The 15,825-nt window shown below is 70.5% G+C and carries 13 protein-coding genes; 4 read left to right on the top strand and 9 right to left on the bottom strand.

Features of this window, described 5'->3' with window-relative positions:
- Positions 1–88: 88 nt before the first annotated feature.
- Together I5071_RS37095 and I5071_RS37090 are read left to right on the top strand one after the other, a co-directional pair.
- Complete coding sequence (locus tag I5071_RS37095; protein WP_236518094.1) at positions 89–1,924, top strand: glycoside hydrolase family 15 protein; 1,836 nt, start codon at positions 89–91, stop codon at positions 1,922–1,924.
- Between the two features lie 139 nt (positions 1,925–2,063).
- Positions 2,064–3,578: an aspartate ammonia-lyase gene (locus tag I5071_RS37090; RefSeq protein WP_236518093.1), complete on the top strand. Its 1,515-nt coding sequence runs from the start codon at positions 2,064–2,066 to the stop codon at positions 3,576–3,578.
- On the opposite strand, the gene I5071_RS37085 is transcribed toward I5071_RS37090, so the two are convergent.
- The 3 genes from I5071_RS37085 to I5071_RS37075 all read right to left on the bottom strand — a co-directional run bounded on the left by I5071_RS37085 (position 3,575) and on the right by I5071_RS37075 (position 7,213).
- Positions 3,575–5,137, bottom strand: a complete 1,563-nt coding sequence (locus I5071_RS37085) for a leucyl aminopeptidase (RefSeq protein WP_236518092.1) — start codon at positions 5,135–5,137, stop codon at positions 3,575–3,577. The genes I5071_RS37090 and I5071_RS37085 overlap by 4 nt on opposite strands.
- A 58-nt stretch (positions 5,138–5,195) precedes the next feature.
- Positions 5,196–6,755 (bottom strand): AbgT family transporter, encoded by a 1,560-nt coding sequence (locus tag I5071_RS37080; protein ID WP_419249684.1) that lies wholly within the window; start codon positions 6,753–6,755, stop codon positions 5,196–5,198.
- Between the two features lie 281 nt (positions 6,756–7,036).
- Positions 7,037–7,213 carry a hypothetical protein gene (locus tag I5071_RS37075; protein ID WP_236518090.1) on the bottom strand — a complete coding sequence of 59 codons (177 nt, stop codon included), beginning with the start codon at positions 7,211–7,213 and terminating at the stop codon, positions 7,037–7,039.
- 207 nt (positions 7,214–7,420) lie between these two features.
- Between I5071_RS37075 and I5071_RS37070 the strand changes: the two genes are divergently transcribed.
- On the top strand, positions 7,421–7,918 hold the full coding sequence (locus I5071_RS37070) for a hypothetical protein (RefSeq protein WP_236518089.1): 498 nt from the start codon (positions 7,421–7,423) through the stop codon (positions 7,916–7,918).
- Here I5071_RS37070 and I5071_RS37065 read toward each other — a convergent pair whose 3' ends face one another.
- From I5071_RS37065 to I5071_RS37050, 4 genes are all read right to left on the bottom strand, one after another.
- Positions 7,919–9,727, bottom strand: a complete 1,809-nt coding sequence (locus tag I5071_RS37065) for an SLC13 family permease (protein ID WP_236518088.1) — start codon at positions 9,725–9,727, stop codon at positions 7,919–7,921. It lies immediately after the preceding gene.
- A 52-nt stretch (positions 9,728–9,779) separates the two neighbouring features.
- A complete protein-coding gene (locus tag I5071_RS37060; protein WP_236518087.1) occupies positions 9,780–10,427 on the bottom strand; it encodes a hypothetical protein in 648 nt (215 codons plus the stop codon).
- 195 nt (positions 10,428–10,622) lie between these two features.
- Positions 10,623–11,129 carry an RDD family protein gene (locus tag I5071_RS37055; protein ID WP_236518086.1) on the bottom strand — a complete coding sequence of 169 codons (507 nt, stop codon included), beginning with the start codon at positions 11,127–11,129 and terminating at the stop codon, positions 10,623–10,625.
- 3 nt (positions 11,130–11,132) lie between these two features.
- The gene (locus I5071_RS37050) at positions 11,133–11,849 is read right to left on the bottom strand and encodes a hypothetical protein (protein WP_236518085.1); all 717 of its coding nucleotides are present in this window, start codon (positions 11,847–11,849) and stop codon (positions 11,133–11,135) included.
- On the opposite strand from I5071_RS37050, the gene I5071_RS37045 reads away from it, so the two are divergent.
- Positions 11,841–13,217 carry a DUF2254 domain-containing protein gene (locus tag I5071_RS37045; protein ID WP_236518084.1) on the top strand — a complete coding sequence of 459 codons (1,377 nt, stop codon included), beginning with the start codon at positions 11,841–11,843 and terminating at the stop codon, positions 13,215–13,217. The genes I5071_RS37050 and I5071_RS37045 overlap by 9 nt on opposite strands.
- 5 nt (positions 13,218–13,222) lie before the next feature.
- Here the strand turns inward: I5071_RS37045 and I5071_RS37040 are convergent, their stop codons facing one another.
- Both I5071_RS37040 and I5071_RS37035 read right to left on the bottom strand, forming a co-directional pair.
- Positions 13,223–14,041, bottom strand: a complete 819-nt coding sequence (locus tag I5071_RS37040) for a hypothetical protein (RefSeq protein WP_236518083.1) — start codon at positions 14,039–14,041, stop codon at positions 13,223–13,225.
- Between the two features lie 45 nt (positions 14,042–14,086).
- Positions 14,087–15,685 (bottom strand): mechanosensitive ion channel family protein, encoded by a 1,599-nt coding sequence (locus I5071_RS37035; protein ID WP_236518082.1) that lies wholly within the window; start codon positions 15,683–15,685, stop codon positions 14,087–14,089.
- Positions 15,686–15,825: the final 140 nt, after the last annotated feature.

The following is a 15,825-nucleotide window of genomic DNA, read 5'->3' as shown; positions in this document are numbered from 1 at the left end:
TCCTCGTGCTCGTGCAGCGCGAGGCATCCGACGTGCCGTCGAGGCGCGCCGCTTGCGACGCCAAGGGCCGTACGCATGGAGGCTTTCCATGCCTGCCGCGATCGAAGACTACGGGCTCATCGGGGACACCACGACGATCGCGCTGGTCTCGCGGCACGGCTCGATCGACTGGCTCTGTCTACCGCGCATCGACTCCGACGCTTGCCTCGCGAAGCTGCTCGGAGACGACGATCACGGGTCCTGGACGCTGCAGCCCGCGGCTCCGGTGCGCACGATCCATCGACGTTATCGAGGAGACACGCTGATCCTCGAGACCGAGATCACGTGCGACGGGGGCCGCGCTCGGGTGATCGACTTCATGCCTCCGGGCAGCGCCGAGCACGACATCATCCGGATCGTCGAGGGGCTCGAGGGCGAGGTCCCGATGCACGCCGATCTGAAGGTCCGCTTCGGATACGGCGCGCACGTGCCGTGGATCAAGACCGACGGGCGCTGCGCCACGCTCACGTCGGGACCGAGCGCGCTCTTCTACAACAGCCCCGTGCCGCTCGCGCCCGACCTGGAGACCGCTCGCCTCGAGGCGAGCTTCGTCGTCCGCCCCGGCGACCGTCTGCCGTTCGTCCTGGGGTTCTACGATTCCCACGCGAGCGCGCCGCAGCACGTCGTCGACGCGGACGCGGAGCTCGCGCGCACCGAGAAGTACTGGCGAGAGTGGGCGGGCCGGTGTCGTTACGCCGGGCCGTTCCGCGACGCCGTCGTGCGATCGCTGGTCACGCTCAAGGCGCTCACCTATCAGCCGACGGGCGGCATCGTCGCTGCGCCGACCTGCTCGCTCCCCGAAGAGCTCGGTGGAGTGCGCAACTGGGACTACCGCTACTGCTGGATGCGCGACGCGACGCTCACGCTCGATGCGCTCATGCGCGGCGGCTACCTCGACGAGGCGACCGCATGGCGCGACTGGCTGATGCGCGCGGTCGCCGGTGCTCCGGCGCAGCTGCAGATCATGTACGGGATCGCCGGCGAGCATCGTCTGACCGAGGTCGAGCTGCCGTGGCTGCCGGGCTACGAGGACTCGCGTCCGGTGCGGATCGGCAACGCCGCGTACGACCAGTTCCAGCTCGACGTCTACGGCGAGGTGCTCAACACGCTCTACGACGCGCACGCGAACGGGGTTCCGGATCTGCCCGACGTGTGGGATCCGATCCTCGCGATCGTCGACTTCGTGGAGCAGGCCTGGCAGCGGAAGGACGAGGGCATCTGGGAGGTCCGCGGCGGAGGGAAGCGGCACTTCACGCACTCGAAGCTGATGGCCTGGGTCGCGGTGGATCGCGCCGTGCGCATGATCGAGGAGCTCGGCGCGCACGCGCAGCCGCGCCTCGAGAAGCGCCTCTTCCGCTGGCGCGCGCTGCGCGAGGAGATCCGGCAGAGCGTCCTGCAGCGAGCGTGGAGCGATCGCGTCGGTGCCTTCACGCAGTCGTACGGATCGGACGAGCTCGACGCGAGCGTCCTCCTGATCCCGCACATGGGGCTCTTGCCCGCCGACGATCCGCGGATGGTCTCGACGGTCGCCGCGATCGAGAAGGGCCTCACGTGGGACGGCCTCGTCCTGCGCTACGCGACCGAGACCGGCGTCGATGGGCTGCCCGGTCACGAGGCGACGTTCCTCATCTGCAGCTTCTGGCTCGCCGACAACTACGCGATGGTCGGCCGCCTCGACGACGCCGAGGCGCTGCTCGCGAGGCTCGTCTCGCTCTCCAGCGATCTCGGCCTGCTCGCCGAGGAGTACCACCCGGAGCTGCACCGACAGCTCGGCAATTTCCCTCAGGCGTTCTCGCACATCGGCTTGATCAACACCGCATACCTCATCGAGGCCAAGCGCGCGGGCAAGACCGTCGCGCTCCCCGCCGCAGCGCAGCTGCACTGAGGAGGGGTCTTGGAAGACCCCTCCCTCCGACCGGCAGAGCCGGATCGGAGCCTCCCACCCCAAACACTGCGCGCGGGGCCCCAGCCCCGCTTGCTCTCGCGGGGCTTGTCCGCGTGAGATCGGACCTACGCACCGGTCCATGAGCAGCTCGCAGGCCGCGTTCGATCTCAGCATCCACACCGCGCGTGGTGTCGACCGAGCCAAGCGTCGCGTCGAGAAGGACTCCCTGGGCGCGGTCGAGATCCCGGCGTCGGCCTACTGGGGCGCCCACACCGCGAGAGCGCTCGAGAACTTCGCAATCAGCGGGCGCCCGATCTCCGACTATCCCGATCTGATCTACGGGCTCGCGTGCGTGAAGCAGGCGGCGGCGCGCGCCAATGCGGAGCTCGGGGCGCTCCCGCGCGAGCGCGCCGCGCTGATCGATCGCGCGGCCGAAGAGATCAAGAAGGGGAAACATCTCGATCAATTCGTGGTCGACATCATGCAGGGCGGCGCCGGCACGTCGACGAACATGAACGCCAACGAGGTGATCGCGAACGTCGGGCTCGAGCTCGGGGGACACCGGCGCGGAGACCATCGCCACCTCGATCCGCTCGACGACGTGAATCGCAGTCAGAGCACGAACGACGTCTATCCGACTGCGCTCAAGATCGCGCTCGACTCGGCGCTCGAGCGCCTGCTCCAGGAGCTCGGGTCGCTCGCGAGCGCGTTCCGCGAGCGGGGAAGAGCGTTCTCGGGCGTGCTCAAGGTGGGTCGGACCCAGCTCCAAGACGCGGTCCCGATGACACTGGGACAGGAGCTCGAGGGATTCGCGATCACCCTCGCGGAGGACGCGCAGAGCCTGCGCGACATCACCCATCACCTGCGCGAGATCAACCTGGGCGCGACCGCGGTCGGCACCGGGATCACCGCGGATCCTCGATATGCGGAGTCGGTGCGAAAGCACTTGTCGGAGATCACCGGCATCGAGCTCCGCACCGCGGCGCACCTCGTCGCGGCGACCAGCGACATGGGCGTGTTCATGCAGCTCTCCGGCGGGCTCAAGCGCTTCGCGATGAAGCTCTCGAAGATCTGCAACGACCTGCGGCTGCTCGCGTCGGGACCGCAGTGCGGGCTCGGCGAGATCCGACTGCCCGCGCGACAGGCGGGCTCGAGCATCATGCCGGGCAAGGTGAACCCGGTGATCCCCGAGGTCGTGAACGAGGTCGCGTTCGTCGTCGCGGGCGCCGACGTGACCGTCGCGATGGCGTGCGAGGCGGGACAGCTGCAGCTCAACGCGTTCGGCCCGGTCGTCGCGCACGCGCTGCTCGAGAGCCTGAAGTGGCTCACTGCCGCGGTGATCACGCTGCGCGACAATTGCGTGGTGGGGATCGAAGCCAATCGCGCGCGGCTCGCGGAACAGACGTCCTCGTTCGTCGGAGTGGTCACCGCGCTGACTCCGTACATCGGATATGCGGCGGCGGCCGATCTCGCGAAGAAGGCGCTCGAGGGCGGAGGAACGATCGCCGATCTCGTGGTGCGCGCAGGGCTGATGGATCCCGCCGACGTCGAGGTGCTGCTCACTCCGGCGCGTCTGTCCGGAGAGGACGTCTCGGTGCCGCGTCTCTCGCGCGACTACTCGGTGCGAGAGACGGGCAACGGAGGACGAGACTAGTTCTTCACCTTCGCCTTCGGCTGCTCGGGCGCCTGGAAGTCCATCAGGAAGTCGATGAGGAGGCGCGTGCCGAATCCGGTCGCGCCCTTGGAGCGCCAGGTCTTGTCGGTCTCGACGCGCGACGTGCCCGCGATGTCGATGTGCGCCCAGGGCAGGCCGTTGACGAACTCCTCGAGGAACAGGGCCGCGGTGATCTGACCGGCGAGCGAACCGCCGATGTTCTTGATGTCGGCCACCTCGGAGTCGAGCTCCTTGCGGAGCCGGCGATCGAGCGGGAACTGCCAGATCGTCTCGTCGGTGGTGTCGGCCGACGACTTGAGCTGATCGATCAGCCCCTGGTGATTGCCCATGATCCCGGCGTTGTCGTTGCCGAGCGCGCGCTCGCACGCGCCGGTGAGCGTCGCGATGTCGATGATGGCCTGCGGGGGCGGCTTCTCCTCGGTCGCCAGCACCAGCCCGTCCATCATGACGAGCCGTCCTTCTGCGTCGGTGTTGAGGACTTCGACGGTCTTTCCACCGCGCGCCGTGAGCACGTCACCGAGCCGCATGGCGTTTCCGCCAGGCATGTTGTCGGTGCACATCAGATATCCGGTGACTGCGTTCTTGCAGCCGAGCGCGGAGAGCGCGGACATCGCGCCGAGGATCGCCGCCGCGCCCGACATATCGGTCTTCATCGCGGCGTGCACGAGATCGTTCGGCTTCAGGCTGATGCCGCCCGAGTCGTACATGATGCCCTTGCCGATCAGCGAGATGCGGCCCGCGCCCTTCCCGTTCGTCTTCGGGCGATAGGTGAGCTTGATGAGGCGCGGGGGCTCCGAGCTGCCGGCGTTCACGCCGAGCATTCCGCCGCAGCCGAGCTCGGCGAGCTTCTTCTCGTCGAACACCTCGATCTCGAGGCCCGACGCGTCGGCGACGACCTTCGCGATCTCCGCCATGTGGCGCGCGGTCAGCAGCGTGGCCGGTGCGTTCGCGAGATCGCGCGCGAGCTCGGTCGCACGCGCGGTGATCCGCCCGCGATCGATGCCGCGCTTCAGCTCGTCCTCGGCAGCGCTCGAGACGATCGTGAGCTCTTCGAGCGGCGGTTCCTGCTCGGTCTTGCGCTTGAGCGGGCGATATCGATATCGCGCGAGGAGCGCTCCTTCGACGGCGGCCTGCGCGACGTGGGCCGGCGAGACGTCGGGCAGCGCCGGGAGCGCGAGCGCGAGGTGGCCGTAGCGCGCACCGGCGCGCGCGAAGCTCGCGGCCGCGTGCCGGAGCGACGCGAGATCGCGCTCCGACTCGGCGCCGAGCCCGACCGCGACGAGCGCGGGCTGGCCGGGCCGCGGGACGACCAGCGTCTGGCCGGACTTTCCTTCGAACCCCGCGGTGGCGAGCGTGGCGCGGTCGAGCCCGAGCTCGCTCGGGACGTCGCCCTCGGTGCCCACCGGCACACCGATCGCGCCCGCGTTCTTCGGCGCCGACTTCGCGACACGGATCTTCGTCGCCGTGATCTCGTCGACCGAAGGAGCCGGGTGGAACTCGGCCACCGCTGCCGCGTGGAAGGACGGGAAGTTCATCATTCGATGGCTCTCCTTTTCTCGTTCCGATTGACTTGCTGACTGGCTCGCTCGCTCGACGTCAGAATCCCCAGGGAAGCCCGGCCACCTGCCACACCACGAGGAGAATGATCCAGGCGACCGTCACGACCGCGACGTAGGGCAACATCAAGGCGACCAGCGTCCCGACGCCCGCGTCCTTCTGGTACTTCGCGGAGAACGTGACGATCAGAGCGAAGTACGCGTTCAGCGGAGTGACCGAGTTCATCGGGCTGTCACCCACGCGATAGGCCGCGAGAACGGCCTCCGGCTCGACGCCCAGCCGCATCAGCAGCGGCACGAACACCGGCGCGAAGATCGCCCACTTCGGAATCGCACCGGTCATGATCAGATCCAGCGCGACCACGACGAGCACGAATCCGATCAGAAGCGGGAGTGCGCCCAGCCCCGCGTCCGCGAGAAAATCACCCACCTCGACCGCCGCGAGGGTCGCGATGTTCGTATACGTGAAGTACGCGACGAACTGGCTGATCACGAAGAGCAGGAAGATCAGGCCGCCGAGACCGGCCACCGCCTTCTCCATCGCGCTCGTGACGTCGGTGATCGACGTGATCGTCTTCGCGCCGAAGCCGTAGCCCAGGCCGGCCGCCAGGAAGATGAACGTGACCAGGACGATCAGACCGCTCATGAAAGGCGAGTCGCCGATCAGCGCGCCGGTCTCGGGATTCCGCAGCGGGGCTCCCTCGGGGATCGAGAGCAGCGCGAACACCGCGAGGACTGCGAGCGTCGCGAGGCCCGCGAGCTTGAGCCCACGCGACTCCGCGGCAGTCATGCCCTCGCTCTCGAGCGCGGGAGTCTCACCGCCATAGGGCCCGAGTCGCGGCTCGACGATCTTCTCGGTGACGACGCCGACGACGACGGTCAGCATCAGCACCGAGGCCGTCGAGAACCAGAAGTTGGCGGTCAGATCGACCGACAACTGCGGATTCATGAGGTGAATCGCGTCGTTGGTGATCCCGACGAGAATGCCGTCGAGCGGCTTGATCAGGATGTTCACGGCGAACACCGACGCGACACCGGCGAACGAGGCCGCGAGCCCCGCGAGCGGATGGCGACCGATGCTCAGGAACGCGGCCGCGCCGAGCGGGACGAGGACGAGATATCCGGCGTCGGCCGCGATGCTCGAGACGATGCCGACGAACACCAGGATGTACGTCAGCGCCTTTCGCGGCGCGATGTGCACCAGCTTCTTGATCAGCGCGGTGACCAGCCCCGACGAGTCGGCGACTCCGACGCCGAGCATCGCGACGATGATCACGCCCACCGCGTTGAAGTTCATGAAGTTCTGGACGACGTTCTCGTACATGAACCGAACGCCGTCCGCGGTGAGCAGGCTCTGGGCGTAGGTCGTCGTCGTCGCGACCGCGTGCGTCTCGGGATCGATCGCCTCGTACGTCACGCTCGCGCCGAGCGCGTAGAAGACGTGCGAGAGCACGACGACGAACGCGATCAGCAGGACGAAGATCACCGCAGGGTGCGGGACCTTGTTCCCCACTCGCTCGACGCTGTTGAGGAAGCGCTCCAGTCCCGTCTTGCTCTCTCGATTCGGGGGCGCGGCTTCGTCGCCCGAAGGAATCACCATTCCCGGTGCGGTGGTCGTGGCCATTCGGATCGCTTCCTGTTCGGGTGGATCGATGTCGCGACGGACACCGATGCTGCGCGACTCTTGCGGGCCGGCAGCCCGCCCGAAGCGAACGACATGCCGTTCGGGGTCCTCGCGGCGCGCGACTCCGGATCGGGGACTTCGACGACATCCACACTCGCTCGCTCGGGTCCTTGTCGGACACCTCGCGCGGGCACGCGTGGCATTTGCCGCGTCGGCAGTCACTCCAGCGATCGAGCGCGCGCCGGTGAGGCGCGAGATCAGCGCACGAAATGGCGGAGGTAGAGGGCGAGCACGACGACGAGCGCCCAGAGCGCGACGCTCCCGAGGTCCCTCAGCGTCGCGTCGATCGTGCTCTCGGTGGTCGCGGTGCGACGCCGGACGAAGGCGACGAAGCGAGCGAGCTCCTCGTCGTTCTCGCGTCGCCGGCGCTCCATCGACATCGACGCTCGGGTGTCGTCCGACATCGCATCGGGGATTTGCAACGTTCGCGCGCGGAACGGCGCGCGCTCCGAGGGGCCACACGACTCATGGCGTGGCGCGGTGCGTCTCGAGCACGGCGCGTTTCGCTGAGGATCTCGGGCGCGGGCTCCGCGAGCCAGGGGCATGGACGTTGCTCGACGACATCGAGAGGAGAAGACGCGATGAACATCCGGAGAGCGTTCCTCGCGGGCGTGGTGGGCGGCGCCATCATGGCGGTGCTCGGGAAGGTCGTGCCCGTCAGCGTCGAGATGATCCTCGGCACTCTGTTCCTGCCGCGTGGAGTCGGTGCCTGGGTGCTCGGCCTCGTGCTGCACCTCGTGATCAGCGGCGCCATCGCGCTGCTCTACGGGCTCGGCTTCGAGCGGATCACGCATCGCGCGACCGCGGGGATCGGCGCCGCGTTCTCGATCGTGCACGTCGTGATCGGTGGCCTCGCGCTCGCCGCGTTGCCCGCGATCCATCCGCTGATCCCCGAGCAGATCCGCGCGCCGGGCATGTTCATGTCGAGCATCGGGTTCGGCGGAGTCCTGCTCTTCCTGATCGAGCACCTCGTGTACGGCGCGATCGTCGGCCAGCTCTACGGGCCCGTGATGCACCCGCGCGAGACCGGCGCCCCGGTGACCCGCTTCGGCCGCGGGCGCGTGAGCGGCGCCGCGTGATCAGAAGGGCCAGAGCACCGGGATCAAGAGCACCGCGAGCACGACGAAGGTGATCGTGAGCACCAGTCCGAGCCTCCAGAAATCGCCGAATCGATAGGCGCCCGGCGCGGTGACCATCAGGTTCGCGGTGCTCGAGATCGGCGTGAGGAACGTGGTCGCGCACGCGACCGTCACCGCCATCAAGAACGGTCGTGGAGAGACGCTCATCGCCTGCGCCGCGGACAGCGCGACCGGGATCGTGATGAGCGCGGTCGCGATGGCGCCGAGCACCTGACCGAGCGCGACGACGAGCACGAACACCGCGGCGAGGGTCGCCCGCGGGCCGAGATCGCCCGCTGCGTCGAGGAGCACGCGCGCCATCGAGTCGGCGGCGCCGGTGTCGCGCAGCACCGCGGAGAGCGGGATGAGCCCCGCGACGAGGAGCACCGCGCTCCACGACACCGCGCGATAGGCCTGCTCGAGGCGCACGACGCGCAAGAGCACGAGCGCGCACGCGGCGACGACACCGGCGATCGGGGCCGGGGTCAGATCGAGCGCGAGGACGAGCACCATCGCGAGGAGCACGCCGATCGTGCGACGCGCGCCGGGACCCATCGGGACGGTCTGACGCAGCACGAGATCGGGCGCGTCGACGACCAGGACCTCGTGGTCCTGCGAGGTCCGGCGGAGCGCCTCCCAGGTGCCCTCGACGAGCACCGCGTCGCCCACCGTGAGCATGGTCGCCTGCGCGCCGCGATCGCGCCCTTGGCGCTGCACCGCGAGCACGAGGAGACCATCGGGCGTGAGCGCGCCGGGGAGGACCTTGAGCCCTTCGAGCGGTGAGCGCGGCGGGATGACGACCTCGACGACGCCGAGCTCGCGGCTGAAGAGCGCGTCACCGTCCTCGCCGGTGCGATGGACCGCAGCGACGGAGAGGCTCGCGCGCAGGACGAGGCGGCTGATCGCGTCGGCGGGCCCGCGCACGACGAGCACGTCGCCCGCGGCGAGCACGTGATCGAGCGGTGGATCGACGAGCTTTCCGGACTGCACGCCGACCAGCGACACGCCGCCGTGCTCGGAGAGATCGATCTCGCCGCGCCGGACTCCGACGAACGGGGAGCGCGGCCGCAGCCGCAGGCGATAGAGCCCGCCCTCGAGGCCGTACTGCTCGATCAGCGTGCGCGCGTGCTGACCGAGATCGCGCGCGTGATCGGGCGGTCGGCGCGCGGGCAGGAGCTTCGGGCCGAGGAGCACGACGACGAGCACCGCCGAGGCGAGCAGCGGGACGCCGATGAGCCCGAACTCGAAGAAGCCGAAGCGCTCACCGGCGCGCTCCGCCGCGGCGTCCGACACCAGCACGTTGACCGGCGTGCCCGCGAGCACGAGGAGCGAGCCGGTGGTCGCCGCGAACGCGAGCGGCATCGCGAAGGTCGAGGGTGGGCGCCCGGTGCGGACCGCGATCGCGACGATCATCGGCAGGAGCGCCGCGACCGCGCCGTTGGCGCTGATCAGCGCCGCGAGCAGCGCCGCGACGAGCATGGTCGCGACCACCATGCGACGCGGGCTCGCGCCCACGACCGCGAGCACGCGCCCGCTCGTCCACGCGGTCACTCCGGTCGCGTCGAGCGCTTCGCTGATGACGAAGAGCGACGCGAGGAAGGGCACCACCGGATCGCCGAACCCCGCGAACGCTCCCTCGACGTCGACCAGCCCGAGCGCGAAGAGCGCGATCATCGTCACGACCGAGACGAGCGGCGCCGGGACGCGGTTCGACACGAAGAGCACGACCACGCCGGCGAGGACCAGCAGGCTGAGCGTCGCGTCGTCCACGCCCAGCAATTCGGAGCCGAGGGCCGCGCTCCAAGGTCACCCGTCCGAGAGCTCAGAAGACGGTCGAATATCCGATGTCGAATCCGAAGCTGACACTGGTGTTGAATTCCGTGTCGCCGTTGTCGTCTTCTTCGCCACCGATGATGATCGGCACTCGGATCGAGGGATTCAGCATGCGTCCCGGCCCGAGCGCGATGTTCATACCGACGCGGGGCACGATGTCGAAGCCGACGGTGACTCCATCGTATCCGACGCCGAGACCGAGACCTCCGAGGACGAAGAGATCCTCGTCGATCACCGGGATGTGATAGCTGGGCTCGAACAGCACTCCGAAGGTCGTCTCGTCGTGACGACTGCCGTCGTCGTCGCGCACGTTCTCGTACTCGACTGCCACGTTGAGAGAGAGCTCGAGATAGTCGATGACGAAGTAACCGATGCTCGGAAAGATGTTCAGAGTGAACACGTCCTCGGTCCACATGCCACCGACGCTGCCTCCGAGCTCCCACGTGTCGGCGTCGCCGTAGCTGGGCGCGTCGTCGGCCTCCTCCTCGGGGGGACACTCCGGCTCGACCTCGGGGGGCGCCTGATAGGCGCTCGGCACCGGCTCTTCGCCGGGCTCCGGCTCCGGCTCCTGTGCGCGCGCGACTCCGCGGATGGCGAGCACGATCACCGTCACGAGCACGTAGTGGGTCCTCGCCATTCCTGCCCTCCTCGATTCGAATCGAGCGGGCAGCGCTGGTGCATGCTGGATGCCGCGAGAGCTGCTCGTCAGCAGAGATCGTGGGATTCGACGATGGCTGTCGTGGGGCCCTCCACGACGATCCGTACGTCGCCGCCGCGCGCGCCGCGCGGCGATGGTCGAGCGCCACGGCTCGTTCTCACGCGCGGGCGGACATCAAGCCACGCTCGCGCCTTGCTGCGGTGAGCGGAGCGCGCGGCGACCGCGCTCGGCGAGCGGCGGATCGTAGACGACGGTCGTGCCCGCGAGGCGGTCGTGCCAGCCGCGGCGACCGGGGTCGACGAGGATCCACAGGAAGCCGAGATAGAGCGGGAGCGCCGAGACGATACAGCCGAGGAAGCGGAGGAGCGCTCGCAAGAACGTCATGCGACCGCGGCCGCGCGTCGGCACCACCCGAAGGCCGAGGAGCAGCAGCCCTGCGGTGCGACCGGCGATCGCCCAGAGCCCCACGAAGTACGCCGCGGCGATGGTCGCGCACGACACGCCCTCGAGCACGGCGGTGACCTCGCGCGTCCAGCTCGACTCGGGCAGCAGGAGCGAGCCGGCGGCTTCGATCACCCACGCACCGGCGCTCGAGCCCGCGCCGACCACCGCGAGATCGATCACGAACGCCGCGAATCGGCTGACGATCCCCGCAGGCTCGGCGCGGCCGGTCGAGGGCACGCGCTACGCTCCCCGCGGAGCGCGACGTCGCAGCGCCGCGAGCTGGCCGCGCGGATCGTCGATCCAGCGCTGGAACGCGGTGGAGACGCTCTCGTCGGCGTCGGCGATCGCGGCGCGCAGCTCGTCGAGCGCGGTGCTGGTCACCGACGCGCTCTGCGTCGCGACGAGCGCCTGCACGTCGGGGTTCGTCGCGAGACGATCGAACACACGATCGGACATCTCGCGCAGCCCGACGCGAGCGAGGGCCCGACCTCGCGCCTCCTCGGCGCGTCCGACGCGCTCGGCCACCGCGAGCTCGTCGCGCCACATCGCGCGCAGCACGACGACCCTGCGCGCGAACGACGAACGCTCCAGAGGCCGCCACCACGGGGCGAGGCGCGAGGCCACTCGCGCGCACGCGGCGCGCCCCCGCGCGATCGCGGCGCGAGCATGCGAAGGCGCGCGCAGAGAGAGACCGACGATGCGATGCCACCGCGCCGAGGCGGGCCCGACGTCGAGCGCGGCATCGCGCGCCGCGAGCCGCTCCCACGCGCGGAGATCCGCGGCGAGCCGCTCACGCGCCAGCGAGGCGCATCCCAGCACGAAGCGGAGCGTGACGTGCGGCGTCGTGTCGCCCTCGGCCTCGCGATCGTCGCGCTCGTCCATCGCATGGAGCCATCGCAAGAGCGGTGCCCGATCGGCGCTCTCGGCGAGGGACCTATGGGAGCGGTCATGCGCCATCGAACGCTGCGCAGGCTGCTGGCAGACCCGTTCTATCTCGTGATGATCGCGGCGCTGGTCCTCGGCGCGACGCTGGGACGGCTGGTCGCCCGGGAAGGGCTCGGCGAGGAGCTGACGTACGCGCTCGGCAGAGCATGGCGCGGCACGCCGGACGGCGCGCGCGAGGCGCTCGCGACGATGTTCGGTCTGCAGTTCACCGTGCTCACGATCGTGCTCTCGCTGAACGCGCCGGTGGTGCAGTCGGCCGCCAATCAATACTCGCCGCGGCTCGTGCCGTTCTATCTGAAGAACGCACCGCTGCGGCGCGCGGTGCCGCTCTTCGTGCTCGCGACCGGCTACATCGTCGCGGCGCTCCGCGAGCTCGGGCTCGCGGCGACGCAGACGCCTCGCCCGCAGCCGATCGTCACCGGCGCGCTGGCGCTCCTGGTCGGCGCGTTCGCGCTGCTCATGATCGACTTGAACCGCACGTTCCGGTTCATGCGCGTCGAGCGGGTGCTCGCGCTGGTGCGGCAGTCGGCCTTCGAGGCCGCCGATCGCCTGCGCGACGATGCGCGCTCGCTCGCGCTCGATCGCGTCGCGCGCCTGGCGCTGCCGGCGTGGGCCCATCCGCTTCCTTCGCCGGCGTCGGGCTACGTGGTGCGGGTCGACGTCGCGCGGCTCGCGCGCGTGGCGCGCCGCGCGGGCGTGCGCGTGCGGATCAGCCGGCCGGTGGGCGACTACGTCGACGAGGGCGAGGTGGTCGGCTGGGTGATGACCGACGCGGCGAGCGGTCCCGTGCCGCCGCGCGTGATCGCGCGCCTCGCGAGCGCGCTCGAAGCGAGCCCGACGCGCGACCCCGAGTACGATCCCGGCTACGGCATCCGCATCCTCGCCGACGTCGCGTCGCGAGCGCTCTCGTCGTCGTCGAACGACTCGTACACGGCGCGCCAGGCGCTGCAGCAGCTGCGCTCGGTGCTGCGGCACCTCGCCCGGCAGCCCTTCGGGGACTGGAACGTCGTGGACCGCGATCGCACGCCGCGGGTGTCGGTGATGGCGACCGATCTGCGGGAGTACGTGTCGCTCGCGATCGACGCGCCGCTGCGCCACGGCGCGAACGATCTCGAGGTGCTCGACGCGGTGCTCGAGATCGCGCTCGAGATGGGCCTGGTCGCCCCCGACGCCGAAGGGCGCGCCGTGGCGCACGAGCTGGTCGCCAAGGTGATGAGCGACGCGACGCGCTTCGGGGACCTCGACGACGCGAAGCTCGCGCACCTGCGGAACGAGGCCGCGATCGTGCGGGCCTCGATCGAGCGCAACGCGCCGCGCGCCGAGCGTCTCGCGCGGGCGCACTGGGCCCTGCCGCCGCGCGCGCTGGTGCCGACCGTGTGATCGGATCAGCTGGGGCGCGGCGAGCGGGCGCGCTTGGCGCGCGCCTTCGGGCTCGTCGTGGACGCGCGGGCGCGCTGGGCGAGCTTGTTGCCCGAGCGCATCCGGTTCGGCCCGCCGGGGCGGGTCGACTTGCGCGACGGCGTCGTGCGCGAGTCCTCGAGCGTCGCGGTCATCCGCGACGTGCGCTTCTTCGTGTTGCGGCGCGCGGTCGAGCCGCCGCCGGCGCGACGATCGCTCGCGCTCACGCCGGGCAGCGACGTGTCGACGTACGCGTCGCGACGCCGCTTCTCCGGGCGATCGAGCGCCGCCGCGAGGTTCGCCGCGCTGCGTCCCACCCGACGTCCGATCAGGCTCCCCGCGCCGACGGCGGCGGCCTTCTTGGCGCGACGCGCCGGGGCCTTCTTGGCCGCCTTCTTGGTCGGAGGCGGCGCCGCGATCGCGCGCTTGTCGACCGTGCGCTGCGCGCTCGTCTTCACCTTCGGCAGCACCGCGGCGAACGCCTTCGGCGCGGTGGCCCCGCGCGCGCTCGCGACCACGCTCGGCAGACCGCTCATCACGAGGCGCACCCGACACTCGACGTCGACGCCGCCGCGCGGACCGTTCACGTCCTCGAAGCGCACCGTGCCGCGCTCGATCAGCGTCGCCATGTGGCCGACCGCGCGCGCCAGGCGCTCGCGGATCGTGGTCTCGAACGCGGGAGTGAGCGGCACCGAGCTGCGGATCGCGATCGGCGTCGCGCTCACCTCGGTGCGTCCCCGGCGTCGCGCGCGACCGCCTGCCGTCTTCGCCGTGAACCTACGCTGCGGGGTCTTCGTGTTCGCCATCGTCTCGTTCCTCGGCGTTTCGCCGGCACATGGGATCCGCCGGTGTCACGACAACCTCGCGCGCGCCTCGCTCGACGACGCAGCGCTCTCCTCCTCGACGCGCACGCGCGGAAGATATCGACCGCCCTCGAGCCCCTGCAGCACACCGAGCACGAACTCGCGGACGGCGCACTGCAGCTGCACGAGCGCCCCCGAGTCGGCCGCGCTGACGAGGACGCGGAGCGTCGCAGTGCGATCCTCGATCGCGATCACCTGCACCGCGAGCGTCGCGCCGTCGAAGAGCGGATGCGCGCGCACGAACTGCTCGACCTCGCCGCGCACCGCGGCGAACGGCGTGGTGAAGTCGACCGGCACGAGCACGACGCCGACGATGTCGGTGCCGAGCCGGGTCCAGTTCTCGAACGGCGTCTCGAGCAGCTTCGGGATCGGCAGGATGAGGCGACGTCGATCCCAGAGCCGCAGCACGACGTAGCTCAGGTTGATCTCCTCGACGGTGCCGGTCTCGCCCTCGATCGCGATCTCGTCGCCGACCCGCAGCGGCTGGGAGAACGAGAGCTGCATCCCCGCGAAGAGGTTCCCCAACGTCCGCTGGGCCGCGATGCCGAGCACGATGCCCGCGACGCCCGCGGACGCGAGCAGCGAGAGGCCGAGCTGGCGCACCACGTCGAACTGCAGGAGCACGACCGCGATCGTGACGACGATGCCGGCGACGTGGAGGATCCGGCGCACGATCCCGGCGCGGGTGCGCACCCCGCGGGCGCGCCAGTGGTCCTCGGCCGCGGCGCGCTCCTCGACGCGCTCGGCGAGCAGATCGACGAAGTGCCAGAACGCCCAGCCGACCGCGAGCGACCACGCGGCGACGTAGGCGCGGCCGAGCACGTCGAGCGCGCCTTGCGAGAACCGCACGAGGATCGCGAAGAGCCCGAGGAACGCGAGGGTCAACATCGCGCGTTTGGGCCCGCGCAGGCGCTCGAACAGCGCGTCCACGAGGTCGTTCCCGAGCCGCCGCGCGAAGCGACGCGCGATCGCGCTCGTGACGCGATCGACGAGGAACGCGCACCCGAGCGCGACGAGGATCGCGATCGGCAGCACGATCCACTGCCAGGGCTCGAGCCGGAGCACCCGCGGCTTGCGGAGCCAGTCGGGGGCGCGGCTCCCGATCGGTCCGCGATCGACGCCCTCCGCGAGCAGCGCGGCTGCGCGCACCGTCGACGCCGAGAACTTCCACGCTGGGTCCTCGCCTCCCCGGACCCGCCGCAGCACCACGCCCTGCTCCACGGTCGGGAGCCGCACGATCTCGATCGCACGATCGCCGCCGGGCTCGGGCTCGTCGGGCAGCGAGGTCGGCGCGACCCGCTCGGCGCTCAGCACGGTCTCGAGATCGCGCGCCGCCTCGCGCCCGACCTCGGTGCGCTGGTCGCGCGGGACCTCGCGGAGATCGAGCGCGAGCGCGGCCACGTCCCACTCGCCGTCGCGCGCGCTCGCGAGGAACGACGCGATCAGCCGTCGTGGCGTCGAGGGATCGATCGACGGCTCCTCGGCGAGGTCGAGATCGGTCGGCTCGACCTCGGCGTCCTGGGCGCGCGCGAGCCCGGAGCAGAGCCACAGCGCCGCGATCACGGCGAGCCGTCGGCGCGCGCTCACGCGGAGATCGTCTCGGTCGGGGCCCCGACGCCGGGGGCCCCCACCTCGGAGCGAGACTTCGTCGTCACGCGCGCACCTCCCCGAGGTGGTCGTAGGGATCGCGCGCACGCCGGACAACGCCCTGGGATCGGGCGGTCTCG

The sequence above is a fragment of the Sandaracinus amylolyticus genome (genome assembly GCF_021631985.1).
Lineage (GTDB): Bacteria > Myxococcota_A > Polyangia > Polyangiales > Sandaracinaceae > Sandaracinus > Sandaracinus amylolyticus_A.
This window is presented reverse-complemented; position numbering and strand designations above follow the sequence as displayed.

Coding starts and splice junctions, on each gene's coding strand:
- I5071_RS37095 (WP_236518094.1), top strand. CDS start 89: ATGCCTGCCGCGATCGAAGACTACGGGCTCATCGGGGACACCACGACG.
- I5071_RS37090 (WP_236518093.1), top strand. CDS start 2,064: ATGAGCAGCTCGCAGGCCGCGTTCGATCTCAGCATCCACACCGCGCGT.
- I5071_RS37085 (WP_236518092.1), bottom strand. CDS start 5,137: ATGATGAACTTCCCGTCCTTCCACGCGGCAGCGGTGGCCGAGTTCCAC.
- I5071_RS37080 (WP_419249684.1), bottom strand. CDS start 6,755: ATGGTGATTCCTTCGGGCGACGAAGCCGCGCCCCCGAATCGAGAGAGC.
- I5071_RS37075 (WP_236518090.1), bottom strand. CDS start 7,213: ATGGAGCGCCGGCGACGCGAGAACGACGAGGAGCTCGCTCGCTTCGTC.
- I5071_RS37070 (WP_236518089.1), top strand. CDS start 7,421: ATGAACATCCGGAGAGCGTTCCTCGCGGGCGTGGTGGGCGGCGCCATC.
- I5071_RS37060 (WP_236518087.1), bottom strand. CDS start 10,427: ATGGCGAGGACCCACTACGTGCTCGTGACGGTGATCGTGCTCGCCATC.
- I5071_RS37045 (WP_236518084.1), top strand. CDS start 11,841: ATGCGCCATCGAACGCTGCGCAGGCTGCTGGCAGACCCGTTCTATCTC.
- I5071_RS37050 (WP_236518085.1), bottom strand. CDS start 11,849: ATGGCGCATGACCGCTCCCATAGGTCCCTCGCCGAGAGCGCCGATCGG.
- I5071_RS37040 (WP_236518083.1), bottom strand. CDS start 14,041: ATGGCGAACACGAAGACCCCGCAGCGTAGGTTCACGGCGAAGACGGCA.